We start from the raw sequence: 18,289 nt of genomic DNA, 5'->3' as shown, positions 1-18,289 counted from the left end.
ATGGATCCAATAATCACGCTTGTTATTGAAGATGACGATCGGATCGGTGCCATCTTGTCAGAACTGGTGGCGGCGACACCCGGTTTCTCCCTGCTGGGGCGGGCCGGCACCCTGGCCCAGGCCGATGCCATGATGGCCGGTGTGGTGCCCCAACTGCTGCTGGTGGATGTCTCCCTGCCCGATGGCTCCGGCCTTGAGTGGGTGAGCCGCCTGCGTAGCCACAACCGCGAAGCCTACGTCATCATGGTGACTGCCTCGCGGGATGTGGAGACCATCCAGCAGGCCCTCAATCTGGGGGTTCATGACTACGTCATCAAACCATTGCGGCTGTTTCGCATCCAGCAGAGTCTGGACGAGATCCTGCAACTGCACAGCCGCCTCTGCGAGCGGGGTCGGCTGGAGCAGGAAGATCTCGACAAGCTGCTGGGCAAGGGAGGGCGCTCCCAGATCAAGGAGATGCGCGTCACTCCCAAGGGGATCGACAGCATCACCCTGCGTCAGGTGCTGGATCTGCTGGCGGGTGAGCCGGAGAACGTCTTCTCCACCGACACGGTGGCGCTGCGACTCTCCCTCAGCCGCACCACGGCGCGCCGCTATCTGGAGTATCTGGAGTCGGAAGACCGGGTGGATGTGGATCTCAACTATGGTCAGCGGGGGCGGCCGGAGCGGCGTTACCGCTGGCGCCGGGCGGGGTGAAGTCGGTTCACCGTCGTTAGAGCACGATAGAAATGAACAAGGGAGCCAGCGGCTCCCTTGTTGTTTTTTGCATGTTGCCCGTCAGGCCGCATTGCGTTCCGGCAGTGGGACACGCTTTTTCAGCTGGGAGATCATCACCCCGCCCAGGATCAGTCCGCCACCCAGCAGGTGGTAGCCGTGGATCGGCTCGCCCAGGCCGACGACGGCGATCAGCGCCGTACAGAGTGGCATCAGGTTCATAAAGACCGAGGTGCGCTCTGCCCCCATGCAAGCGAGGCCGCGCATCCAGCAGTAAGCCGCCAGCAGGGAGGAGGCAAGCCCAGCGAAGAGCACCAGTCCCCACCCTTCAGCTGGCACCGCCATCGAGTCGGCACTGAGAGCGAGCGGCACCAGCAGCAGTACCGCCAGCAGGATCTGCATATAGAGGTTGAGCCAGGGGCCAAACGGCAGGTGCCAGCGGCGGATCAATAGGCCGTAAAGGGCGTAGCTGGCGGAGCCCAGCAGCATCATGCCATCCCCCGGGTTGATGCCGTTATGGAGCAGGGCAAGCGGTTCGCCCTTGCCAAGCAGCCAGAGCACCCCGAACAGGGAGAGACTCATGCCGAGCAGTGCCTGTTTGCCGGGACGCTGGCCGAAGAAGAGCGCCCCTTGCAGCAGGGTGAGCAGCGGAATCAGGGAGCCGATCACCCCCATATTGGTAGCCGAGGTGCTGTGGGCGGCGTAGTAAGCGAGGCACTGGTAGAGCACCATACCGAGCGCCGCCAGCACCAGCAGCTTGCCGAGCCAGGGGCGAACCTCACTGCGTCGCCGCCAGAGGGTGGGCAGGCAGAAGGGGGTCAGCGCCAGGGCGGCGATCACCCAGCGATAGAAGGAGATGGCCGCGGGATCGAGCACGTTGGCGGCCGCCTTGGAAACCACGGTATTGGTAGCCCAGATCAGCACAGCCATCAGCGGAAAGAGAAGAGGGGAAAAGATTCGCATCAGAGGCTCCTTATTAACAGGGGGCCAAGTCTACCCTTGTCTTTATATTATCAAGTAGCGTAAAACAGACAGATGACCCAGCGGAAAAGACAACTCTTTCTGATGTACCTTATTCCGGCCCACACGGGCTGCGTCAGTCCGCAACTGATGGCGGCTTTTGGCCTGTGCCGGAGACCGAGCCAACAGGGCGTTGCATCACGCCTGCTCCTCTCTCTCGCTGACAAGGGGCGCTGATGGCCACTCACCACTTTCAGCCGGTAGATGTCGTTCTGCCCGCTCCCAATCCGCTCTTTTTCAGTTACCAGCAGATGCTGGCCGACAGCGCGACCGTGCTGCACTCCCACCCCTGGGGCCAGCTCAACATGATCAGCCTGGGGATCATGGAGATAGAGTTGGGGGATCAGCGACTGGTTGCCCCTGCCGACTACCTTATCTGGGTACCGGCGGATCTCGACCACACCTCTTACAACGAGCAGACCCTCGACTACACCTCCATCTACGTCAGCCACGAGCTGGCGGCCAAGCTGCCGCCAGAGCCCCGATTGCTACTGCTCACCCCGCTTATTCGCGCCCTGCTGAGCGATTTTTGCGAACGGCGGGTGAGCCATATGGTGGATGAGTGGGATCAGCGTCAGGCCGAGTTGCTGGTGGAGCGACTGGCGCGCACCCGCTGTCAGGAGAGCTACCTGCCGATGAGTCAGGACAAGCTGCTGGCTCCCATGCTGGCGGCGTTGCACAGCGATCCTGCCGATCCCCGTACTCTGGCTCAGTGGGCCGGACAACTGCACACCACAGAGCGCACCCTGGCGCGGCGCTGCTTGCGGGAGCTGGGGATGAGTTTCGGTCAGTGGCGGGCGCGGCTGCGGTTGCTCAAGGCGCTGGCCTGGCTCAAGGGGGACATGCCCATTCAGGAGATCAGCTGGCGGCTCGGTTACGGCTCCACCTCGGCCTTTATCGCCATGTTTAACCGGGAGCTGGGCTGCTCCCCCCAGCGTTATCGCCAGCAGTCGGGCAGATAACTAATTGCCGGACATGTCATCTGGTAAAGCAAAACAAGAAGGGCGCCCGCAGGCGCCCTTTCTGATGACGCCGGCTTGCGCTAGAAGAAGCCGAGCGGGTTGATGTCGTGGCTCACCAGCAGGTTTTTGGTGTTCTGGTAGTGGTCCAGCATCATCTTGTGGGTCTCGCGGCCGATCCCCGACTTTTTGTAGCCGCCAAAGGCGGCGTGTGCCGGGTAGGCGTGGTAGCAGTTGACCCAGACCCGGCCAGCCTGAATGCCACGCCCCATGCGCCAGGCCAGATTGCTGTCGCGGGTCCACAGGCCTGCCCCCAACCCGTACTGGGTGTCGTTGGCAATGGCCAGAGCATCCGCCTCGTCCTTGAAGGTGGTGACCCCGAGCGCCGGCCCGAAGATCTCCTCCTGGAACACCCGCATCTTGTTCTGGCCGGAGAAGATGGTGGGCTGGATGTAGAATCCCCCCTCCAGTCCGCTCACCTTGGCCGGGCCGCCGCCGATCAGCATCTTGGCCCCTTCGCCGCGGCCGATCTCCATGTAGCCCAGGATCTTGTCGAACTGCTCGCGGGACGCCTGCGCCCCCACCTGAGTGGCGGTATCGAGGGGGTTGCCCTGCACTATGGTGCGAGCGCGGGCCAGCACCCGGTCCATGAAGTCGTCATAGATGCTGGCCTGCACCAGCGCGCGGGAGGGGCAGGTACACACTTCCCCCTGGTTGAAGAAGGTCATCAGCATCCCTTCTACCGCCTTGTCGATGTAGCTGCTCTCGTGCTGCATCACGTCGGCGAAGTAGATATTGGGGGACTTGCCGCCCAGCTCCACGGTGGAGGGGATCAGCTTGTCGGCTGCGCAGCGAAGGATATGGGCGCCCACTTCGGTCGAACCGGTAAAGGCCAGTTTCTGGATCCGGTTGCTGGTGGCCAGCGCCTGACCTGCCTCGGCGCCGAAGCCGTTGACCACGTTGACTACGCCGGCAGGCAGGATGTCCTTGATGAGATCCATCATCAGCATGATGGTGACCGGGGTCTGCTCGGCGGGCTTGAGCACGCTGCAGCAACCGGCCGCCAGCACAGGGGCCAGCTTCCAGGCGGCCATCAGCAGCGGGAAGTTCCACGGGATGATCTGGCCGACCACGCCGATGGGCTCCTTGAAGTGGTAGCTGACGGTGTTCTGATCCAGCTCGGCGGCCGAGCCCTCCTGAGCACGAATGCAGCCTGCGAAGTAGCGGAAGTGATCCACCACCAGCGGCAGGTCTGCCGCCAGGGTTTCGCGCACCGCCTTGCCGTTCTCCCAGGTTTCGGCGATGGCGAGCCGCTCGATGTTCTGCTCGATGCGATCGGCGATGCGCAGCAACAGGTTGCTGCGTTCGGTGACGCTGGTCTTGCTCCAGCTGGTGAACGCCTTGTGGGCGGCATCCAGCGCCAGCTCGATATCGGCGGCGTCGGAGCGGGCGACCTCGCAGAATACTTTGCCATTCACCGGCGAGATGTTTTCAAAGTAGCGGCCGGCGCGAGGAGCCACCCACTCACCGCCGATGAAGTTGTCGTAACGGGATTTGAAGCTGACCAGGGCACCTGCCTGACCGGGAGCGGTATAAATCATCTCATCATCCTTTATGTGTGTGATCCTGACCGGACTGGCTGACAGACCGGTTGCCAGCTGATATCGCAAGGGGCGTGCCAAAGGGTCTGACCAGCAGACAGAAGGTTACAAAAACGTTATCAAATGGGGTGTGGCAGCGTATCTTGGTTAACCAATGTCCACGGCTATTGCGATAAAACTGTACCGTTTCTGGACAGTGGCCAAGACAGTCGTGCTGTTTGTGAACAGGAGGCGTGATGAGTGAGTCACTTCAACCCGGTCCCGGTCCGATCCAGCGTTCCTGGCAGCGTTGCCTGCATCAGGGGCTGAGCCGCCAGCAGAGTGCCGATCTGGACTTGCTGCCCCAAGGGGAGCTGTCGGCCCGTCAGGAGCAGCACAGGGCGCTGATCACCTGCTTCCAGCGCTTTGTGCTGCCGCTGTTTGCCCAGTTGCTGGCCGGTCGCCCCTGTCGCCTGTTGTTGTGTGACGGTGAGGGGGCCATTCTGGCCGCCAGTGGTGATGAGGGGTTCGCCCGCCATGCCGAGCGTATCTTTTTGCGCAGTGGCGCCCGCTGGGGTGAGGCGAGCAAGGGCACCAATGCCATCGGTACTGCGCTGGCCGAGCAGAGCGAAGTACAGGTGCTCGGCAATCAGCACTTCTTCGCCCAGCACAGCTTCCTCAGTTGCAGCGCTTGCCCGTTGCTGGGGCCGGATGGGCAATTGCTCGGGGTGCTCGATATCTCCACCGATGCTGCCCATCACGATGGCGATATGCTGGGCACGGTGCGGCTGCTGGCGATGACCCTCGAAAACGCACTATTGGCGCGTCAGCCGGGCTGGCTGGTGGATCTCGATCCCCAGAGCCTCTGGTCCGCTCGCCTGTTGCTGGGAGAGGAGGGGGAACTGCTCGGCGCCAACCGGGCAGGCCGACTCTGGCTCGGCCAGCACCCTTTCGATGGCAGGCAACTGCTGCGCGAGGGGCGTGGCTTGCGGCTGGTGCCAGAAGCGGACGCGACATCTTCCTGCACCGCGCTGCCGGGTCACTCAAGCCCGGTGCCACATCCGCAGCAGGTGCCGCTCAAGATGCTGGAGCGCGGCATTTCGCTGCTTATCGAGGGGGAGACCGGCAGCGGCAAGGAGCATCTGGTGCGGGCCCTGCACCGAGCGTCCAGTCGGCGGGATCAGCCACTGGTGTGTGTCAACTGTGGCGCGTTACCAGCAGATCTGGTGGAAGCCGAGCTGTTTGGGTATGTGGGCGGGGCCTTCAGCGGTGCCCGCAGCCAGGGCAGTCAGGGTTATCTGCGCGCAGCCCATGGCGGCATGCTGATGCTCGATGAAATTGGCGAACTGCCGCTGCAGGCTCAAACCCGACTGTTGCGGGTGTTGCAGGAACGCAGTGTGACGCCGGTTGGCAGTCACAAGCCGGAGGCGGTGGATTTCTGGCTGGTCAGTGCCAGCCACCGGGATCTGGCGGCCATGGTGCAGAGTGGCGCATTTCGCGAAGACCTCTATTACCGGATCTGCGGCTGGCGTCAGCAGCTGATGCCGCTGCGCCGTTGGCCTGCCGCTGAGCGTCTGGAGCTGATCCAGCGACTGTTGGCGGAGATGGACCCGACCCTGCGTCTGACCCGCGATGCGGAGCAACAGCTGCTGGCCCATCCGCTGCCCGGCAACGTGCGCCAGCTCAAACAGGCACTGGAAGTGGCCTGTGTGCTGGCAGAGGGGTTGGGTTGGATAGAACCCGCCCACCTGCATCTGCCCAGTGTGGCCACAGAGCCCGGCGCCTTGCCGATGGGGGAGGCGACCAGCTTGCGTGAACAAACCCGGCGGCAGGTGCAGCAAACGCTGGCGGCATGCGGCGGCAATGTGAGCGAGGCCGCGCGCCAGCTGGGGATCAGCCGCACCACCCTCTACCGGACGCTGCGCGAAGCCCCTTGAGTGCTCACTCCCCCTCATCGGTCGTTTTCAAGACGCACATGACGACTGGAGCCCTGCCCATCCAGCCGATATGATACGCCCTGGCCGGGGCATTGCGCCCGTTGATTCATCCGTTGAGGATTTTCTGCCATGTCACAACACATAGGGGCGCTGACCCTGCTGGTGGCTGATTACGATCAGGCCATTCGCTTTTTTACCGAGGGACTGGGTTTCGCGCTGTTGGAAGACACGCCCCTCGATGAACCGGGCAAACCGGGCAAGCGCTGGGTGCGGGTTGCCCCCAAAGGTGCCTCCGGTTCCGCGCTGCTGCTGGCACAAGCGGCCAATGCGCAGCAGCAGGCCGCCATCGGCCAGCAGGGCGGTGGCCGGGTATTTCTGTTCCTCGAGACCACTGATTTCTGGGGGGATTACCAGCGCATGCAGGCGTACGGTGTTCATTTTTGTGAACAGCCTCGTGATGAACCATATGGCACTGTGGTGGTGTTTGAGGATATCAGCGGCAACCGGTGGGACTTGTTGCAACGTACTGCTGCCAACTGAATCTGAAAACGTTTATCATCCCGCCTGTCATAAAGTCATAAAAGTGTCACAGAAAATTCTAATAATTGGCGCACCCATCTTCACAGAGGAGAGAGAAGGGAATGGCTAAGCGAATTCTGGTGGTCGAGGACGAAGCACCGATCCGCGAAATGCTCTGCTTCGTGTTGGAGCAGAAGGGATATGAGACGATTGAAGCGGAAGATTACGCCGATGGACTGGCGAAGGTGCGCGAACCCTACCCCGAACTCATCGTGCTCGACTGGATGATGCCGGGCGGCAGTGGCATCCAGTTTATCAAGCAGCTCAAGCAGGATGAGGTGACGCGCCAGATCCCAGTGGTGATGCTCACCGCTCGCGGTGAAGAGGAGGACAAGGTGCGTGGTCTGGAGGCCGGTGCCGACGACTATATCACCAAGCCGTTCTCGCCCAAGGAGCTGACCGCTCGCCTCCATGCTGTGATGCGCCGCGTGTCGCCCACTTCGGTGGATGAGGTGATCGAGGTGCAGGGGCTGAAACTCGATCCTGTCTCCCACCGGGTTAGTGCCGAAGAGAAGGCGCTCGACATGGGGCCGACCGAATTCAAGCTGCTTCACTTCTTTATGACTCACCCCGAGCGGGTCTACAGCCGTGAACAGCTGCTCAATAATGTCTGGGGTACCAATGTGTACGTCGAGGACAGAACCGTGGATGTGCATATTCGTCGCCTGCGCAAGGCGATTGAAGAGACAGGGCACGACAGATTGATCCAGACGGTGCGTGGAGCCGGATACCGCTTCTCAACCCGTCTCTAGAGGCAGCTATGTTGCAACCTTACGCCTGGCGGCGACAGTTGTGGCGAATGGCGTTTTTTTACGCCCCCTTCGCATTGGTTGGCTGGTTGATTGATCATCTTGCCCTCTGCCTGTTGGTGGCGGCGGTGTTGCATCTGGGTTGGCACTATCGCTTCCAGAAGCGGCTCTCTGACTGGTTGTGGCACGACCGTAGCCTGGTGCCCCCCAGCGGCAATGGCAGCTGGGAGTACATCTTCAACGGTATCTACAAGCTGCAGCAGCGTCACCGCGCCCGTCGCCGCGAGCTGGCGGGGCTGATCCGCCGCTTCCGGGAGGGGGCCGAGGCGCTGCCCGATGCCGCCGTGGTGTTTCGCACCGATGGCAGCATCCTCTGGTGCAACCGGCTGGCGGAGCAACTGCTCGGTTTTCGCTGGCCGGAGGATGCCGGCCAGCATATCGGCAACCTCATTCGCAATCCGGCCTTTAACGCCTATCTGGGCAAGGGGGCATATGACGAGCCCCTCGAGATGCACTCCCCGGTCAACGAGGAGAAGTTTCTCGAGTTTCGCATCATGCCCTACGCCTCGGATCAGGCGATGCTGGTGGTGCGCGATGTCACCCGCTTGCGCAGTCTCGAGAAGACCCGCAAGCACTTCGTCTCCAACGTCTCTCACGAGCTGCGCACCCCGCTGACCGTGCTCAAGGGCTATCTGGAGATGACCGAGGAGCCGCCCCCGCCCGCCATGTGGGCCAAGGCGCATCGGGTGATGATGGAGCAGACCATCCGGATGGATAATCTGGTCAATCAGCTACTCACCCTCTCCCGTATCGAGGCGGCCCCGACCGTGGATCTCTCCCATCTGGTGGACATGCCTGCCATGCTGGGGCTGCTGGAGCAGGAGGCGCGAGCGCTCTCGGGCGAACGGGCCCACCAGCTCGAATTTGTGGTGCAGCCCAATCTTCTGGTGCGCGGGGATCAGGAGCAGCTGCGCAGTGCTGTCTCCAACCTGGTCTATAACGCCATCCACTACACCCCGGCGGGGCGAAAAATTACCGTGGAGTGGCGCAAGCAGGGGGCGATGGCGCTGTTTGCCGTGAGCGATGAAGGGGAGGGGATTGCCCCCGAGCATCTGGCGCGGCTGACCGAGCGGTTCTATCGGGTCGACAAGGCACGCTCGCGCCACACCGGCGGCTCAGGCTTGGGCCTTGCCATCGTCAAGCATGCCCTCAGTCATCATGACTGCCAGCTCGATATCGAGAGCCGGGTCGGCCTTGGCAGCCGCTTCAGCTTTCTCATTCCGAGTCGCATGGTGGTGATTAAATAGTCTTTTCTGGCAATGGGTTAGCTGCAAAAAGAGGGCCTTTGAACGGGCCCTCTTTTCATTTGTTCAAATCTGTCGCCATGTCATTAAAGTGTCACATTAAATCCATAAATTTGTCACTGCCAGGTCAGATACTGGCGCCGTCTTAAGAACGGACCTTCTGTAACTTTGGAGAGATTGGATGAAACTCAACAAACTGGCTGGTGTAATCGGATTCACCGCAGCAACCCTGTTTTCTGTCAGCGCCCTGGCTGCCGGTGTGGATAAAGACCTGCCGGATTACACACCGACCAGCGGCATTTCGGGCAACCTGTCCTCTGTCGGCTCTGACACCCTGGCCAACATGATGACCCTGTGGGCCGAAGAATTTAAGCGTTTGTACCCCAACGTCAACGTGCAGATCCAGGCCGCCGGTTCTTCTACCGCCCCGACTGCCCTGACCGAAGGTGTTGCCCAGTTCGGTCCGATGAGCCGTGCCATGAAGGCCGGTGAAGAGGAAGCTTTCGAGAAGCGTTACGGCTACAAGCCGACTGCCATCCGCGTTGCAGTCGATGCCCTGGCGGTGTTCGTCAACAAGGACAACCCCATCAAGGGGCTGACCATGCCGCAGATCGACGCCATCTTCTCCAGCACCCTCAAGTGCGGCGAAGCCAAGGCTGCCACCAAATGGTCTGATCTGGGTCTGGATGGCAACTGGTCCTCTAAGGATCTGCAACTGTTCGGTCGCAACTCCGTATCCGGTACCTACGGTTACTTCAAGGAGCACGCCCTGTGTAACGGCGACTTCAAGAGTGGCGTAAACGAGCAGCCGGGTTCTGCCTCCGTGGTGCAGTCTGTCTCTGCCTCCCTGAACGGCATCGGCTACTCCGGTATCGGTTATGTCACCTCCGGCGTGCGTGCCGTACCGCTCTCCAAAGATGGCAAGACCTTCATCGAAGCGACCTCCGATAACGCCATCACTGGCAAGTATCCGCTGTCACGCTTCCTGTACGTTTACGTGAACAAGCATCCGAACAAGCCGCTCTCCCCGATGGAGCAAGAGTTCGTCAAGATGATGCTCTCCAAAGCAGGCCAGAACATCGTTGCCAAAGATGGCTACGTGCCGGTTCCGGCCAAGGTGGTACAGGCTGACCTGAAAAAGCTGGGTATCATGTAACTGCCTGCAGTCAGCATGCCCTGATAAAACGAGCCCCAAGCGGGCTCGTTTTGTTTTTGGCGGTTGTCAGTTTTGTTAATAACGCAGGATGGATATTTTTCCGCCAGCCGGGGGCTGGCTCCCTTGCGTAGCAGGGCGGCATTTCCGAGAATAGGGCAACGTTATGGCAAAGGATCCCTTCATGATTGCGTCCCTCACCAAGTTTGGCATGGTAGCCCTCTGTAGTTCCCTGCTGGTCGCCTGCGCCCAGTCGCCGACCGGCCGCAGCCAGATGCTGCTCTACTCTCCCCAGCAGATGAACCAGCTGGGAGCCGACTCCTTCGAGCAGATGAAGAAGCAGGAGAAAGTGAGCAAGGATGCCAAACTCAACGCCTATGTCTCCTGTGTCGCCAAGGCGGTGACTGCCCAGGTGCCGGCCAGCTATGGCATCACCAACTGGGAAGTGGTGGTGTTTGACTCCAAACAGGTCAACGCCTTCGCCCTGCCCGGCGGCAAGATCGGGGTCTACAGCGGCCTGCTCAAGGTGGCCAAGAATCAGGATCAGCTGGCGACCGTCATCGGCCACGAGCTGACTCACGTGCTGGCCCAGCACTCCAACGAGCGACTCTCGCGCAGCCAGCTGGCGGGGATCGGTCTGGCGGCTGCGGACATCGCCATGGGCACCAGCGAGTATCGCGGCGCCACCATGGCCGCCCTTGGCCTCGGGGTCGAGGTGGGGGTGATGTTGCCCTACGGCCGTACTCAGGAGAGCGAAGCGGATCGGCTCGGACTTGAGCTGATGGCGCGTGCCGGGTTCAATCCGGCCGAGGCAATCCCCCTGTGGCAAAACATGAGTGCCGCCGCCGGTGGCAACACGCCGCCGCAACTGCTCTCCACCCACCCGAGCAACGAGAACCGGATCGCCGAGTTGCAGGCGCAACAGGCGCAAGTGCTGCCGCTCTATGAGCAGGCCCGCGCCAACGGTCTGGTGCCCCAATGCAAGGCATAAGCCTGCGCATGGCGCGCAGCAACGATGCCGCCGCCATGACGGTGATGCAGCGAGCCAGCTGGCTCGCTGCCTATGGCCAGGTGCTCGGTGCCGACCTGCTGGAGCAGCTGGACGTCACCGCCCATCTGCAGATTTGGCAGAGCCGTCTGGCCGAGCCGGGCCCAAGGCCCATGCTGTTTTGTCTCGATGAGGTAGTGATTGGCCTGCTCTACTGGCAACCACAGCAGGAAGCGGGACAGAGTCATGCCCTGATCCGCGCTTTTTACCTCCATCCCGACCACTGGCGACAAGGTTATGGTAAACGGCTGTGGCAGGCGGTGGCGATGCAGATGCGCCGCGCCGGTTGCCATAGCGTCAAATTGTGGCTGCTCGATGGCAACCACATCGGCGAGGGGTTCTACCTGCGCCGTGGCTTCGTTTTTGATGGCGAGGAGCGCACCCTGATAAGCCTCGGGCAGCCCTGCCTGCAGCGACAAATGAGCCGTTTGCTCTGATCACCCTCCCGTTTTTCGCCCTCGGTCACTTTATTTTTTTTGCGAATTAATACAATGTCCCCCTTGAAACAGAGTTGGATAAACACGGGCTGACAAGGGAGTGCTGGCATGTATTACGGCTTTGATATCGGTGGCACCAAGATCGCCTTCGCGGTCTATGACGGTGCATTGAACCTCTGCCACGAGGAGCGCATGAGCACCCCGGGCAACGATTATGAGGGATTACAGCAGCTGATCCGCTCCCGGGTCGAGCAGGCGGATGCCCGCTTCGGCGCACGAGGCTCGGTCGGCATTGGTTTCCCCGGTGTCATCAACAGCCAGGATCACAGCATAGTGGCGGCCAATCTGCCCTCCATCAATGGTCGCCATCTGGGCGCCGATCTGGCCGAGCTGCTGGAGCGGCCGGTCAAGGTGGATAACGACGCCAACTGCTTCCTCTGGTCCGAAGTGCATCAAGGGGCAGCCGACGGCGCAGGCAGTGCGCTCGGCGTCACCATCGGCACCGGCATCGGCGGCGCCGTCTATCTGGCGGGCAAGCTTATTCAGGGGCGCAACTGGCTGGCTGGCGAGATTGGTCACTACCCCTTGCCCGCGACCATGCTGATGAAGTACCCCGAGTTGCCCCGTCCTCGTTGCGGCTGCGGCCGTCTGGTCTGTTTTGAAACCTATGCCTCCGGCACCGGTCTGGAGCGTCTCTATCATCATTTCCATGGCCAGCGCGCCACGGGTCACCAGATTGTGGGACGCTTCGAGGCCCATGAACCCCATGCGGTCGAAACGGTCGACTGCTGGCTGGAGATCATGGCCGCCGGGCTTGCCACCGCCATTTCGGTGATTGATCCCGAGGTGGTGGTATTGGGGGGCGGCCTGAGCGGCCTGCCCGCCCTCTATGAACAGCTGCCGCTGCGTCTGCCCGGTCACTTGCTGCCCGGGGTCGCCCTGCCCGAGATCCGTCAGGCCCGCTTCGGTGGTGCCGGCGGTGTACGCGGCGCAGCCTTGCTCAATCTATGAGATCAGATGTGGGGTCTGATCTCCCCGAAAAAGGAGTCCTCATGACCCGTCTTGAAATCTGTATCGACAACCTGGAATCCCTGTTTACTGCCCAGCAATCCGGGGCGGATCGCATCGAGCTCTGCTCTGCGCTGGGTCTGGGCGGCCTGACCCCCTCCTACGGTTTTATGCAGCAGGCAGCCCGCCACGCCACCGTGCCGGTTTATGCCATGATCCGCCCGCGTGCCGGGGATTTTTGCTTCAACGACGGCGAGTTCGAGATGATGCTGCAAGATATCGCGGCGGCCCGCTCTGCCGGTCTGCAAGGGGTAGTGGTCGGTTTGCTGGATGAGGAGGGGCGGGTGCCTGCCGCCAAACTCAAACAGCTGGTGGATGCTGCAGGACCGTTGGGGGTCACTTTCCATCGCGCCATCGACCTATCTTCCGACTGGCGCCTCGATCTGGAGACCATAGTCGCGGCCGGTTGCGAGCGCATTCTGAGCTCGGGCCATGCGCCGACCGCGTTGGCGGGGTTGGAAACCCTGCAGGAGATGCAGCAGGCGCTGGCGGGACGTGCCAGCCTGATGCCGGGCGCCGGGGTAAATGCCGACAATGTGCGGACCATCATCGAGTTCACCGGGGTGAGCGAAGTGCATATGTCCGGCATGGGCTGGCGCGGTGGCATGGTGCCGCACGGAGTGAATATGGGCACTTCGGATGATGGTCGGGTCAATATCACCGATGGCGCCAAGGTGGCTGCGGTCAGAGCCTTGCTGGATCGCGGTTAAGCAGATCGCCGCCGTTGGGCGGCGTTCATCCGCATCTTGTGTGAAGTTCCTCCCACTGACGGGGAAATCAGGGGCGCCCCCGGCAGCACCCCGGCCAAAAGTCTGATATTATCCCGCCTCTTTACTACATGGATCTGGAGCAACATCTCAATGTCCCAATACGACTCTATCGAACAGAAGGCCAGCTATGGCATCGGCCGCAACATGGGTGATCAGCTGGCGCAGCAAGCCTTCGCCGGTCTGGATATCCCGGCCCTGCAACAAGGTCTGGCAGATGCCCTGAATGGTCTGGAGTTCGCGGTCAGCCGTGACGATATCAATGATGCCTTCCAGGTGATCACTGCGCGTATGCAAGAAGAGCAGGAAGCCGCCGCCAAGGCCGCTGCTGCTGACGGCGAAGCCTTCTTGGCTGATAACGCCAAGCGCGCTGAAGTGAAGGTGACCGACTCCGGTCTGCAGTACGAAGTGCTGGTAGAAGGCAACGGTGCCGTTCCGGTAGCCGGTCAGTCCGTGCGTGTGCACTACCACGGTACCTTCACCCACGGTGGCGTATTCGACAGCTCCGTCGCTCGCGGCCAGCCGGCTGAATTCCCGGTGACCGGCGTGATCGCTGGCTGGGTTGAAGCGCTGCAGCTGATGCCGGTTGGTTCCAAGTGGAAGCTCTACATCCCCCACGATCTGGCCTACGGTGCCCGTGGCGCGGGCTCCATCCCGCCTTACTCTGCACTGGTATTTGAAGTCGAGCTGCTGGACATCCTGTGATCCTGCTGGCTTGATGCAAACGGCGACCCTCGGGTCGCCGTTTGTTTTTGGGTTATGTGATAGACAGCATTTGTCGCGCCCAGCGGGCTGGAGAGCAGAAAAGGGCGGCACTTTTGCGCTTTTTACTGGTTTTTTCAGAAACGGGAACAGGCATACTGCGACTCATTAGAGAGGATAAGGAGAACCCGATGAGCAAGAAGATGAAGAAAGTAGCGGGGCTTGCTCTGTTGCTGCTGAGCATTCCGGCCAGTGCTGATGCCATGCGCTGCAAGAACGCCCTGATCACCGAGGGAGACACCACCGCCGAGATGCTGCTTAAGTGCGGTGAGCCGATGTTGCGTGAAGAGCTCAACCGCAACGAGGAGAACCAGTTTGGCAACATGGTGCAGGTCAAATATGGTGAACGCTGGACCTACAACTTCGGCAAGAACGAGTTCATGCGCTTTGTGACGGTGCGCAACGGCATCATTACCGATATCGAAAACGGCCCGCGCGGCGAGTAGCCGACGGGCAAAGCATGGATGCACAACAGACAGTAGGGCAAGACCCTTTGACTCACATGTCCGGCAAGGGGTCGCGGTGACCAAGTTGTCTGACCGCCAGATTGATCTGGCGAGCCAATCTTAGCCGCTGGTGGCAGGTCAGGCCATGGAGGCTGATCCTGCCCGCGTTGAATTCAAATGTCCCCAGCGACTCGATGGCAAAATAGCCTCGATGAAAGCTCTTGATGTAGCGAGCGATCTGCCGTGGGGATAACTGCTTGAATACCTTCATCACACGGTTCCCTGATTGCCTGGACAGGGCACACTATGGTGTTGGTCGATGACACTGATATGACGGTTTATAAAGATTTGCATGAATCCTTATTTTGCCGGTGAGCTCGGCAAATTGACGGCATCATCGAAAAAGTTGTGCCATGGCAAACCACCGCACCGATATACTGCGGGCTTGAATGGAACAAATAAAAGGGCCTGTGCGTGGAATGGGTTGATGTGGTGGACGAGGATAACCGGGTGATTGGCGTGGCCGAGCGAGCCAAGGTGCGGCGAGAGAATCTCTGCCATCGTGCCAGCTATATTCTGGTGCTCGACGACGCGGATCGGATCCTGGTGCAGCGACGCACCCTCAGCAAGGATTTCTGCCCCGGCATGCTGGATGCCTGCGCCGGTGGCGTGGTCACCACCGGTGAGGAGATGGAGCGCTCCGCCCGGCGCGAGCTGGCCGAAGAGCTGGGGATTATGGATGTTCCACTGCAGGGCTTTGGCAGCTTTTATGCAGAAGGGGAGGGCTATCGGGTCTGGGGTGGCCTCTTCAGTTGCCGTTATCAGGGGCCGCTGCAGTTGCAGGCCGAAGAGGTGAGCGCGGTGCACTGGATGAGCCTGGCCGAGATCGCCGAGCGCGCCAGTGAATTTACCCCCGACTCCCTGCTTGCCATCGCCACCTGGCAAGCAAGGCGCTGACCAACTTCATATATTATCTTCTCCAGAGACAAGACGGGCAGCCTGATGGCTGCCCGTCTGCCTTTGTGCATTTACTTGGTCTGCTACACCAGCTTGAGGCGCCGGTTGGTGCGCCCGCAAGCGCTCGGCTTGGCGAGCCAGTGCCCTTGCCAGTCGGTAGCCAGACGCAGTAGGGGATACTCCAGATCTAGCCGGGTCACCACCAGCTGGCCGGTCTCGTCGCCACTCACGGGATTGCCGCTGGCGGGATCGATGATTTCGACGATGCAGCTCTCGTTGACGATAAAGCCCTGACCGGGCTGACTCTCGTAGGCCACCACCCCCACATCCTGCCACACCAGACAGTTGAGGGCCGCAATGCCGTGGATGGCGCGCAGTGGTGCCGTTTCGGGATGGGTTGCTTCGCACAGTAGGGCGTGGCGCAGCGAGTCGCTCGGGATCTCCGCCGCTTCGGCTGCTTCCAGCAGGTCGAGCAGGGTCACCAGCGGGCCGACATAGCCGGTGGGTTGATAGCGCAGCAGTGCCTCCAGCTGGCGCTGGGTATCGTGGGGGCCGCAGGGTACCACTGGAGCCCCCAGCTGGCGGGCACCGTTATCGAAGATAAAGGCGGTGGGGCCAGCATGATAGTCGTGGCCGTTGAGCATCACTTCCCCCGCCTTGAAACCGGCGGCAAACAGCGCCCGGGCGGCCCCCCACCAGTCTGCCCCGGCATATTCGGGGATGGCCAGCTGGCCCGGACAGGAGAAGACCCGCAACGCCTGACTGGCGGGGCGGCCGGTGAGACCGGCAAAGGGGGGATGAGCCTGCTGGGCGGCAAAGAGCTCTTTGCTGTCGAGCAGTGGCAGGGTGGCCAGCTCTGCCAGATCCTCGAGGCGGCACTGGCGATAGGCGCTGGAGTAACCGGCGCAATATTGACTGACATGGGTAAGCTGATGATTGAGCTGGTCCAGTTGCTGCTGTTCGCGCAGGGCGGGGGGACGAATTTCCAGACCATCGTAATAGTGTTGCATGGGGCCTCCTGGCGCCGTGAAACCAGCTCAAGAGTAGTCTGCCCAAGGGGAAAATGCCTGCCGCTATCCATGGTCAGGCTCAGAGCCGTTGTTAGGCGGCATCGTCACTCTGGGATAAACTGGCAACTTCCCATCACGACTCAGGACGAGAAACCATGATTGCTGTAGGACAACCCCTGCCTGCGGGTGAATTTACCTTTATCGCCGCCGAGGGCAAGCAGCTGCGGGATAGCAAGACGCTGTTCGCCGGTAAAAAAGTAGTGCTGTTTGCAGTGCCTGGTGCCTTTACTCCCACCTGCTCCAATGCCCATCTGCCGGGTTACGTGGTGCTGGCTGATCAGTTCATGGCCAAAGGGGTGGATGCCATCTGTTGCCTCTCGGTCAACGACGCTTTCGTGATGCGGGCCTGGCAGACGGCCCAGAATGCAGAGGCGATCACCATGCTGGCAGATGGCGATGGCAGCTGGACCCGGGCGCTGGATCTGGCCAAGGATACCGGCGCCTTTGGTGGCATCCGTGCCCAGCGCTTTGCGTTGATCGCCAACGATGGTGTAGTCGAGCAGCTGTTTGTGGAGGAGCCGGGCAAGTTTGAGGTCTCCGATGCCGCGAGCCTGCTGGCTGCACTGTGAAATGTTAATCATGGTTTGATTTCCCCTTGAAATGGAAGGTGGCACAGCTACACTGGCGCCACTTTCCCATGGTGCCTGCCCGTTCGGGCTGGCGCTTTGTTGCAGATAACAAGAGATGAAGATCCTATGACCCTGGCTTTTGTTGCCCTGATTGCCGGACTGGCGCTGCTGGTCTGGAGTGCAGACAAGTTTGTCGACGGTGCCGCCGCCACCGCCCGTTATGCGGGGATGCCGCCGCTGCTGATCGGCATGGTGATCATCGGTTTTGGTACCTCGGCCCCGGAGATGGTGGTCTCGGCGCTGGCGGCGTCCCAGGGCAATCCCGGGTTGGCGCTCGGCAATGCCTATGGCTCCAACATCACCAATATCGCACTGATCCTGGGTCTGACGGCACTGATCAGCCCTATCGCGGTAGCTTCTCAGGTAGTGCGCAAGGAGATCCCCATTCTGCTTGGTATTACCCTGCTCTCCGGCGCCCTGCTGATCGATGCTCATCTGGGCCGGATGGATGCGGTCATTCTGGGGGCCGTCTTCGTTGCCCTGATGGGCTGGTCTATCTGGGCTGGCATGAATGGCAAGGGAGATGCGCTGGATACCGAGACCGCCGAGGATATCGAGAGCGAGGGGATGTCCCTCAAGAGTGCCATATTCTGGTTGGTGGTCGGGCTGGTGCTGCTGATCGGTGCTTCCCGCCTGTTGGTCTGGGGGGCGGTGACCATCGCTCAGGCGCTAGGTATCAGCGATCTGGTGATTGGTCTCACCATAGTCGCGGTGGGAACCTCCCTGCCGGAGCTGGCCTCGTCCCTCATCGCCATTCGCAAGAACGAGCATGACCTGGCCCTTGGCAACGTGCTCGGCTCCAACCTGTTCAACACCCTGGCGGTGGTGGGGATTGCGGCGGGCATCCACCCGCTCGATGTGGCGCCGGAGGTGCTCACCCGTGACTGGAGCATCATGATGGGGCTGACCCTGCTGCTGCTGGTGATGTGTCTGGGCCGCAAGGGGCAGGGCCGTATCAACCGGTTGGAGGGGGGCGTGCTGCTGACTTGCTTCGTCGCCTACACCGGCTGGCTGCTGACCAGTCAGTTTATCTGATAGGGGTTGGTGAAATAAGAGAGGGGGAAGCTCAAGCTTCCCCCTCTTGTTTTTGCCCAGTGAACCTGTTGGCGA

General features: G+C 61.2%; 20 protein-coding genes. 16 read left to right on the top strand and 4 right to left on the bottom strand.

Features of this window, described 5'->3' with window-relative positions:
- Complete coding sequence (locus AB5Y83_RS04660; RefSeq protein WP_005338420.1) at window positions 1-696, top strand: response regulator; 696 nt, start codon at window positions 1-3, stop codon at window positions 694-696.
- A gap of 81 nt (window positions 697-777) precedes the next feature.
- Here AB5Y83_RS04660 and AB5Y83_RS04655 read toward each other — a convergent pair whose 3' ends face one another.
- Window positions 778-1,677 carry a DMT family transporter gene (locus AB5Y83_RS04655; protein WP_368174775.1) on the bottom strand — a complete coding sequence of 300 codons (900 nt, stop codon included), beginning with the start codon at window positions 1,675-1,677 and terminating at the stop codon, window positions 778-780.
- Between the two features lie 233 nt (window positions 1,678-1,910).
- Here AB5Y83_RS04655 and AB5Y83_RS04650 point away from each other — a divergent pair, with 233 nt between their 5' ends.
- Window positions 1,911-2,696 carry a helix-turn-helix domain-containing protein gene (locus AB5Y83_RS04650; protein ID WP_106842430.1) on the top strand — a complete coding sequence of 262 codons (786 nt, stop codon included), beginning with the start codon at window positions 1,911-1,913 and terminating at the stop codon, window positions 2,694-2,696.
- A gap of 80 nt (window positions 2,697-2,776) precedes the next feature.
- Here the strand turns inward: AB5Y83_RS04650 and AB5Y83_RS04645 are convergent, their stop codons facing one another.
- Complete coding sequence (locus AB5Y83_RS04645; protein ID WP_368174774.1) at window positions 2,777-4,294, bottom strand: aldehyde dehydrogenase family protein; 1,518 nt, start codon at window positions 4,292-4,294, stop codon at window positions 2,777-2,779.
- A gap of 236 nt (window positions 4,295-4,530) precedes the next feature.
- Between AB5Y83_RS04645 and AB5Y83_RS04640 the strand changes: the two genes are divergently transcribed.
- The 11 genes from AB5Y83_RS04640 to AB5Y83_RS04590 all read left to right on the top strand — a co-directional run bounded on the left by AB5Y83_RS04640 (window position 4,531) and on the right by AB5Y83_RS04590 (window position 14,523).
- Window positions 4,531-6,210, top strand: a complete 1,680-nt coding sequence (locus AB5Y83_RS04640) for a sigma-54-dependent Fis family transcriptional regulator (protein WP_368174773.1) — start codon at window positions 4,531-4,533, stop codon at window positions 6,208-6,210.
- Between the two features lie 129 nt (window positions 6,211-6,339).
- Entirely contained in the window at window positions 6,340-6,750 is a 411-nt protein-coding gene (locus AB5Y83_RS04635; protein WP_158112100.1) for a VOC family protein, read from the top strand.
- 101 nt (window positions 6,751-6,851) lie between these two features.
- Entirely contained in the window at window positions 6,852-7,541 is a 690-nt protein-coding gene (gene phoB / locus AB5Y83_RS04630) for a phosphate regulon transcriptional regulator PhoB (RefSeq protein WP_005338414.1), read from the top strand.
- 8 nt (window positions 7,542-7,549) lie between these two features.
- Window positions 7,550-8,845 (top strand): phosphate regulon sensor histidine kinase PhoR, encoded by a 1,296-nt coding sequence (gene phoR / locus AB5Y83_RS04625; RefSeq protein ID WP_005338413.1) that lies wholly within the window; start codon window positions 7,550-7,552, stop codon window positions 8,843-8,845.
- A 178-nt stretch (window positions 8,846-9,023) separates the two neighbouring features.
- Entirely contained in the window at window positions 9,024-9,998 is a 975-nt protein-coding gene (locus tag AB5Y83_RS04620; RefSeq protein ID WP_005338411.1) for a PstS family phosphate ABC transporter substrate-binding protein, read from the top strand.
- 181 nt (window positions 9,999-10,179) lie between these two features.
- Entirely contained in the window at window positions 10,180-10,986 is an 807-nt protein-coding gene (locus AB5Y83_RS04615; protein WP_005338409.1) for a M48 family metallopeptidase, read from the top strand.
- The gene (locus tag AB5Y83_RS04610; RefSeq protein WP_368174772.1) at window positions 10,974-11,480 is read left to right on the top strand and encodes an N-acetyltransferase family protein; all 507 of its coding nucleotides are present in this window, start codon (window positions 10,974-10,976) and stop codon (window positions 11,478-11,480) included. Before AB5Y83_RS04615 ends, AB5Y83_RS04610 begins: the two co-directional genes overlap by 13 nt.
- A 108-nt stretch (window positions 11,481-11,588) precedes the next feature.
- Window positions 11,589-12,491, top strand: a complete 903-nt coding sequence (locus AB5Y83_RS04605) for an ROK family protein (protein ID WP_005343908.1) — start codon at window positions 11,589-11,591, stop codon at window positions 12,489-12,491.
- 41 nt (window positions 12,492-12,532) lie between these two features.
- Window positions 12,533-13,258 carry a copper homeostasis protein CutC gene (locus AB5Y83_RS04600; RefSeq protein ID WP_088869895.1) on the top strand — a complete coding sequence of 242 codons (726 nt, stop codon included), beginning with the start codon at window positions 12,533-12,535 and terminating at the stop codon, window positions 13,256-13,258.
- A 150-nt stretch (window positions 13,259-13,408) separates the two neighbouring features.
- Window positions 13,409-14,020: an FKBP-type peptidyl-prolyl cis-trans isomerase gene (locus AB5Y83_RS04595; protein ID WP_005338405.1), complete on the top strand. Its 612-nt coding sequence runs from the start codon at window positions 13,409-13,411 to the stop codon at window positions 14,018-14,020.
- Window positions 14,021-14,208: 188 nt separating this feature from the next.
- Window positions 14,209-14,523: a DUF2845 domain-containing protein gene (locus AB5Y83_RS04590; RefSeq protein ID WP_033135134.1), complete on the top strand. Its 315-nt coding sequence runs from the start codon at window positions 14,209-14,211 to the stop codon at window positions 14,521-14,523.
- Window positions 14,524-14,575: 52 nt separating this feature from the next.
- Here the strand turns inward: AB5Y83_RS04590 and AB5Y83_RS04585 are convergent, their stop codons facing one another.
- Entirely contained in the window at window positions 14,576-14,794 is a 219-nt protein-coding gene (locus tag AB5Y83_RS04585; protein WP_005358887.1) for a DUF1107 family protein, read from the bottom strand.
- A 203-nt stretch (window positions 14,795-14,997) separates the two neighbouring features.
- Between AB5Y83_RS04585 and yfcD the strand changes: the two genes are divergently transcribed.
- Complete coding sequence (yfcD, locus tag AB5Y83_RS04580; protein ID WP_047435956.1) at window positions 14,998-15,480, top strand: NUDIX hydrolase YfcD; 483 nt, start codon at window positions 14,998-15,000, stop codon at window positions 15,478-15,480.
- An 83-nt stretch (window positions 15,481-15,563) separates the two neighbouring features.
- Here the strand turns inward: yfcD and AB5Y83_RS04575 are convergent, their stop codons facing one another.
- Complete coding sequence (locus AB5Y83_RS04575) at window positions 15,564-16,490, bottom strand: phenylacetate--CoA ligase family protein (RefSeq protein WP_103251504.1); 927 nt, start codon at window positions 16,488-16,490, stop codon at window positions 15,564-15,566.
- Window positions 16,491-16,645: 155 nt separating this feature from the next.
- On the opposite strand from AB5Y83_RS04575, the gene AB5Y83_RS04570 reads away from it, so the two are divergent.
- A complete protein-coding gene (locus AB5Y83_RS04570) occupies window positions 16,646-17,119 on the top strand; it encodes a peroxiredoxin (protein WP_103251503.1) in 474 nt (157 codons plus the stop codon).
- 126 nt (window positions 17,120-17,245) lie between these two features.
- Window positions 17,246-18,214 carry a calcium/sodium antiporter gene (locus AB5Y83_RS04565; RefSeq protein ID WP_103251502.1) on the top strand — a complete coding sequence of 323 codons (969 nt, stop codon included), beginning with the start codon at window positions 17,246-17,248 and terminating at the stop codon, window positions 18,212-18,214.
- Window positions 18,215-18,289: the final 75 nt, after the last annotated feature.

The organism is Aeromonas sp. R5-4, from assembly GCF_040908215.1.
Classification (GTDB): domain Bacteria; phylum Pseudomonadota; class Gammaproteobacteria; order Enterobacterales; family Aeromonadaceae; genus Aeromonas; species Aeromonas veronii.
This window is presented reverse-complemented; position numbering and strand designations above follow the sequence as displayed.